Origin of the sequence: Aeromonas sp. HMWF017, assembly GCF_003061465.1 — a bacterium.
Classification (GTDB): Bacteria; Pseudomonadota; Gammaproteobacteria; order Enterobacterales; family Aeromonadaceae; genus Aeromonas; species Aeromonas veronii.
The window spans coordinates 1-5,477 of record NZ_QAJD01000124.1 but is presented as its reverse complement, the minus strand read 5'-3'; the positions used below and the strand labels follow the sequence as shown (position 1 = coordinate 5,477).

At 62.1% G+C, this 5,477-nt stretch carries 6 protein-coding genes; all 6 read left to right on the top strand.

All coding sequences use genetic code 11. The features are described 5' to 3' along the window. A partial coding sequence (locus DBR30_RS12080) for a molybdopterin-dependent oxidoreductase (RefSeq protein ID WP_146181380.1) occupies nucleotides 1-1,734 on the top strand: 1,734 nt, incomplete at its 5' end. Continuing rightward, a complete protein-coding gene (gene nuoH / locus DBR30_RS12075; protein WP_005337244.1) occupies nucleotides 1,731-2,699 on the top strand; it encodes an NADH-quinone oxidoreductase subunit NuoH in 969 nt (322 codons plus the stop codon). The genes DBR30_RS12080 and nuoH, both read left to right, overlap by 4 nt. Before the next feature lie 10 nt (nucleotides 2,700-2,709). After that, nucleotides 2,710-3,252: an NADH-quinone oxidoreductase subunit NuoI gene (nuoI, locus tag DBR30_RS12070; protein ID WP_108541493.1), complete on the top strand. Its 543-nt coding sequence runs from the start codon at nucleotides 2,710-2,712 to the stop codon at nucleotides 3,250-3,252. A gap of 10 nt (nucleotides 3,253-3,262) precedes the next feature. Then, nucleotides 3,263-3,814, top strand: a complete 552-nt coding sequence (gene nuoJ, locus DBR30_RS12065) for an NADH-quinone oxidoreductase subunit J (RefSeq protein ID WP_108541494.1) — start codon at nucleotides 3,263-3,265, stop codon at nucleotides 3,812-3,814. Continuing rightward, nucleotides 3,811-4,119 carry an NADH-quinone oxidoreductase subunit NuoK gene (gene nuoK, locus DBR30_RS12060; protein WP_005337247.1) on the top strand — a complete coding sequence of 103 codons (309 nt, stop codon included), beginning with the start codon at nucleotides 3,811-3,813 and terminating at the stop codon, nucleotides 4,117-4,119. Before nuoJ ends, nuoK begins: the two co-directional genes overlap by 4 nt. Continuing rightward, nucleotides 4,116-5,477, top strand: a 1,362-nt coding sequence (gene nuoL, locus DBR30_RS12055) for an NADH-quinone oxidoreductase subunit L (RefSeq protein ID WP_108588363.1), incomplete at its 3' end; no start/stop codon positions are given. The genes nuoK and nuoL, both read left to right, overlap by 4 nt.

The window sequence follows — 5,477 nt, the reverse complement described above, 5'->3', positions numbered from 1 at the left end:
GAGCAGGCCGAGTGGGCCTGTCAGCTGAAGATGCTGCAGATCCTGCAACAGGGCTCCGTGCCTACTCCGAGCCTGCGGGACATGGAAGAGGCTGACGCCATTCTGCTGCTCGGCGAAGATGTCACCATGAGTGCCGCCCGTATCGCGTTGGCGCTGCGCCAAGCCGTCAAGGGCAAGGCCCGCGAGCTGGCCCGCAAGATGAAGGTGGATCTGTGGCAAGTCGCCGCCGTTCAGACCCTGGGTCAGAACGAGCGCTACCCGCTGCTCATCACCAGCCTCGACACCACCCGTCTTGATGATGTGGCGGCCGACAAGCTGCACGCCCCCTATGCCGATCAGGCGCGCCTTGGCTTTGCCATCGCCAACCTGCTCGACCCGAGTGCACCGGCCGTGGCCGACCTCTGCCCCGAGCTGCAGGCACAAGCGACTCGCTGGGCCGAGCTGCTCGGCAACGCCAAGAAGCCGCTCATCATTACAGGCTCCACTGCCCGCGATGTGGCGCTGCTTGAGGCGGCCAGCAACATTGCCCGCGCCCTGAAAGGCCGAGGACTGGAAGCCAGCATCGCGCTGGTTGGCCAGGAGGCCAACTCGCTGGGTCTGGCCATGCTGGGCGCTCAAACCTTGTCAGACAAGCCACTCGAAGCCGCCCTTGCGCGTATCGAGTCAGAAGAGGGGTTGGCGCTGGTTGCCCTGGAGAACGATCTCTACCGCCGCGCGCCGCGCAACCGGGTGGATGCTGCGCTGGCACGGCTGCAGCACCTGCTGGTCATCGACCATCAGGCGACCCCGACCGCCAACAAGGCAGATCTGGTGCTGCCAGCGGCCAGTTTTGCCGAAGCCGATGGCACGCAGGTGAACATGGAAGGGCGCGCCCAGCGCTTCTTCCAGGTCTATGCACCCGCCTTTTACAACGCCGATATTCAGGTGCGTGAAGGGTGGCGCTGGCTGGCGGCGCTGCAAGGGGCGATCGAACGCAAGCCGCTGCGCTGGCAGAACTTCGACCAGGTCAACCATGACTGTGCCACTAGCCATCCGCTGCTGGCTACCATGCTGGAAGCGGCGCCCAACGCAGGCTTGCGGATCCGTGGCATGCGACTGGCCCGTGAGCCGCATCGTTACAGCGGTCGCACCTCCATGCTGGCGGATCAGAACGTCAGCGAGCCGCGGGTAGCGCAAGATCCCGACTCCCCCTTCAACTTCTCCATGGAAGGGTATGCCGGAGCCCGTCAGCCGCTGCCGCAAGTACCGTTCGCCTGGGCGCCGGGCTGGAACTCTCCCTCCGCCTGGAACAAGTTCCAGGATGAAGTGGGTGGCAAACTGCGTGCTGGCGATCCGGGCCGCCGTCTGCTGGAAGCAACAGACCCGCAGGCAGAAGGCAAGGAGCTGCTCGGCTGGTTCACCACCATCCCCGCCCCCTTCAAGGCCGCAGAGGCGCTGCAAGTGGTCAATTATGCCCAGCTGTTTGGCGGTGAGGAGCTGTCGGCCCGTAGTCCGGTCATTCAGGCCCGGATGAACGAACCCGAGCTGGTGCTCAATCCCCTTGATGCGCAGCGTCTGGCCCTCCACGGGGGCAGTCAGGTCTCCTTCTCCTGGGGCGGTAGCCACTGGCAGTTGCGCCTGCGGCTTAGCGAGCAGCTGAGCGCCGGTCTGGTGGGACTCCCCCTTGGGGTAAACGGCCTGCCGACGGCCCTGCAACAAGCCTTAATCACTAACCTGCAGGAGGTGATCGCATGAGCGAGTCGCTGATCGATCTGTTGCTGGAGGTGGGCAAGGCACTGATCGTGCTGGTGGGGATCGTGGGGGCTGGCGCCTTCATGAGCTTCATCGAGCGCCGTCTGCTGGCCCTGTGGCAGGATCGCTACGGCCCCAACCGGGTCGGGCCATTTGGTCTGCTCCAGCTGGCCGCCGACATGATCAAGATGTTCTTCAAGGAGGACTGGATCCCGCCCTTCGCCGATCGCCGGATCTTTATCCTGGCCCCCATCATCGCCTTCACCGCCTTTATTCTGGCGTTTGCGGTGGTGCCCATCACCCCCACCTGGGGCGTGGCGGATCTCAACGTGGGGCTGCTCTACATCCTGGCCATCGCGGGGCTGGCGGTCTATGCGGTGCTGTTCGCCGGCTGGTCGAGCAACAACAAATACTCATTGCTCGGCAGCTTGCGCGCCTCGGCCCAGACCCTCTCCTACGAGGTGTTCCTGGGCTTGTCGCTGATGGGGATTGTGATCCAGACCGGCAGTTTCAACCTGCGGGATATCGTCGAGGCACAGGCAGACTTGTGGAACGTGGTGCCCCAGATTTTGGGCTTTGTCACCTTCCTGTTTGCCGGTGTCGCCGTCACCCACCGTCACCCGTTCGATCAGCCGGAAGCCGAGCAGGAGCTCGCCGACGGCTATCACATCGAGTATGCGGGGATGAAGTGGGGTCTCTTCTTCGTGGGCGAATATATCGGCATCGTGCTGATCTCCTCGCTCATCGTGACCCTCTTCTTCGGTGGCTGGCACGGCCCTTGGCTGCCCCCCTTCATCTGGTTTGCCCTGAAGACCGCCTGTTTCATGGTGTTCTTCATCCTGCTGCGGGCCTCCCTGCCTCGCCCGCGCTTTGACCAGGTGATGTCGTTTGGCTGGAAAGTCTGCTTGCCGCTGACCCTGATCAATATGCTGGTCACCGCGGCAGTTGTACTGATAAGTACGCAGTGAGGCACTCATTATGAAAATTGTTAGCATCATTAAGGGTGTCGGCACCCAGTTACGCAGCCTGGCCATGGTCTTCTCCCATGCCTGGCGGCCCCGTGAAACCCTCAACTATCCGGAGCAGGCGGTCTATGCGGCACCCCGCTACCGCGGTCGCATCGTGCTGACCCGTGACCCCGACGGGGACGAGCGCTGCGTGGCCTGCAACCTCTGCGCGGTTGCCTGCCCGGTCGGCTGCATCTCGCTGCAAAAATCCGAGCGGGATGATGGCCGCTGGTATCCGGAGTTCTTTCGCATCAACTTCTCTCGCTGCATCTTCTGCGGCCTGTGTGAAGAGGCTTGCCCCACCACCGCCATCCAGCTGACACCGGATTTCGAGATGGGTGAGTATCGCCGCCAGGATCTGGTGTACGAGAAGGAGGATCTGCTGATCAGCGGGCCCGGCAAATACCCGGACTACAACTTCTATCGCATGAGCGGGATGGCCATCGACGGCAAGCCGAAAGGGGATGCCGAAAACGAAGCCAAGCCCATCGATGTCAAGAGCCTGCTGCCCTAAGGAGTCAATCATGGAACTGGCATTTTATGCCTCGGCCCTGGTGGCCATTTACAGCACGCTGCGGGTGATCAGCACCAGCAATCCCATGCATGCGTTGCTCAATCTCATCATCTCCCTCATCGCCGTGGCCATGATCTTTTTCTGCCTGGGCGCCGCCTTTGCGGGCGCCCTGCAGGTGATCGTCTACGCCGGCGCCATCATGGTGCTGTTCGTGTTCGTGGTGATGATGCTGAACCTGGGTTCAGCGCAGGCGCAGGAGAAAAAGTGGCTCACCCCCATGACCTGGGGGGGCCCTGCCCTGCTCTCGCTGATCCTGCTGGGCTTTCTGGCCCACGGCATTCTCGGGGTGACCGGGGGCCTGATCGGAGTAACCGAAGTGACCGCCAAGCAGGTGGGTGTCGAACTCTTTGGCCCCTATGTGCTGGCGGTGGAGCTTGCCTCCATCCTGCTGCTGGCGGGTCTGGTGACCGCCTATCACCTGGGTCGGGAAGAGAAGAGCGGTGAAGTGCTCTCCGTCCCCCGCACAGCATCCGGCTCTGCACAAGAAGGAGGTCAGCAATGAATGGAATCCCCATGGAGCACGGGCTTTTGCTGGCCGCGGTGCTCTTCTGCATCGGCTTGTGCGGTCTGCTGATCCGCCGCAACCTGCTCTACATCCTGATGAGTATCGAAATCATGATGAATGCCTCAGCACTGGCGTTTGTGGTGGCGGGTAGCCGCTGGGCCCAAGCCGATGGCCAGATCATGTATATCCTGGTGATTTCTCTGGCGGCAGCGGAGGCCAGTATCGGCCTTGCCCTGTTACTGCTGCTCTATCGTCGTTACCACACCCTGAACGTGGACACTGTGAGCGAGATGCGCGGATGAGCCTCTTATATCTGACTTTTCTATTTCCGCTGCTGGGATGGCTGGTGTTGGCCTTCTCCCTCGGCCGGTTTGGTGAGCGTACCTCGGCGCTGATCGGGGTAGGCTCCATTGGCCTGTCGGCCCTCACTACCCTGTGGGTGGGCATCGACTTTCTGGGCAACCCGCCCGAGGGGGGCGTCTATGTCCAGCGCCTGTGGCAATGGATGGCGGTGGGCAACTTTACCCCGAGCTTCTCACTGGCACTGGATGGCCTGTCGCTGACCATGCTGGGGGTGGTGACCGGGGTGGGTTTCTTTATCCACCTGTTCGCCTCCTGGTATATGCGCGGTGAAGAGGGCTACTCCCGCTTCTTTACCTACACCAACCTCTTTATCGCCAGCATGCTGTTTCTGGTGCTGGCCGATGACCTGCTGTTTGTCTACCTCGGCTGGGAAGGGGTAGGGCTGTGCAGCTATCTGCTGATCGGCTTCTACTACAAGGATCGCAACAACGGCGCGGCGGCTCTCAAGGCATTTGTCGTGACCCGGGTGGGTGATGTCTTCCTCGCCATCGGACTGTTTATCCTCTATCGGGAACTGGGCACCCTCAATATCCACGAGCTGCTGGTTCGTGCCCCGACCCTGTTTGCCGAGGGCTCCCCTGCCCTGTCGCTGGCCTGCCTGATGCTCTTGGGCGGCGCGGTCGGCAAATCGGCACAGCTTCCGCTGCAAACCTGGCTGGCAGATGCAATGGCAGGCCCGACGCCGGTCTCCGCGCTGATCCACGCTGCCACCATGGTGACTGCTGGTGTCTACCTGATTGCCCGTACCCACGGCCTGTTCCTGCTGGCGCCAGAGATCCTCCATCTGGTCGGGCTGGTTGGCGCCATCACCCTAGTGCTGGCAGGCTTTGCCGCGCTGGTTCAGACCGATATCAAGCGGATCCTCGCCTACTCCACCATGAGCCAGATTGGCTACATGTTCCTGGCTCTCGGTGTCGGCGCATGGGAAGGTGCCATCTTCCACCTGATGACCCACGCCTTCTTCAAGGCGCTGCTGTTCCTCTCCGCCGGTGCCGTTATCGTTGCCTGCCACCATGAGCAGAACATCTTCAAGATGGGTGGCCTGCGCAAGAGTTTGCCGCTGGTCTATGCCTGCTTCCTGGTGGGGGGCTCGGCGCTGGCGGCGTTGCCGCTGGTCACTTCCGGTTTCTACAGTAAGGACGCCATCCTGTGGCAAGTAGAGTCCTCTGGCCAAAGCACGCTGCTGTGGGCAGGTCTGGCGGGGGCATTCCTCACGTCGCTTTATACCTTCCGGCTGATCTTTATCGCCTTCCATGGCAAAGAGCAGACCAAAGCCCATGCGGGCCACGGTCTGGCT

Coding starts and splice junctions, on each gene's coding strand:
- nuoJ (WP_108541494.1), top strand. CDS start 3,263: ATGGAACTGGCATTTTATGCCTCGGCCCTGGTGGCCATTTACAGCACG.
- nuoH (WP_005337244.1), top strand. CDS start 1,731: ATGAGCGAGTCGCTGATCGATCTGTTGCTGGAGGTGGGCAAGGCACTG.
- nuoK (WP_005337247.1), top strand. CDS start 3,811: ATGAATGGAATCCCCATGGAGCACGGGCTTTTGCTGGCCGCGGTGCTC.
- nuoI (WP_108541493.1), top strand. CDS start 2,710: ATGAAAATTGTTAGCATCATTAAGGGTGTCGGCACCCAGTTACGCAGC.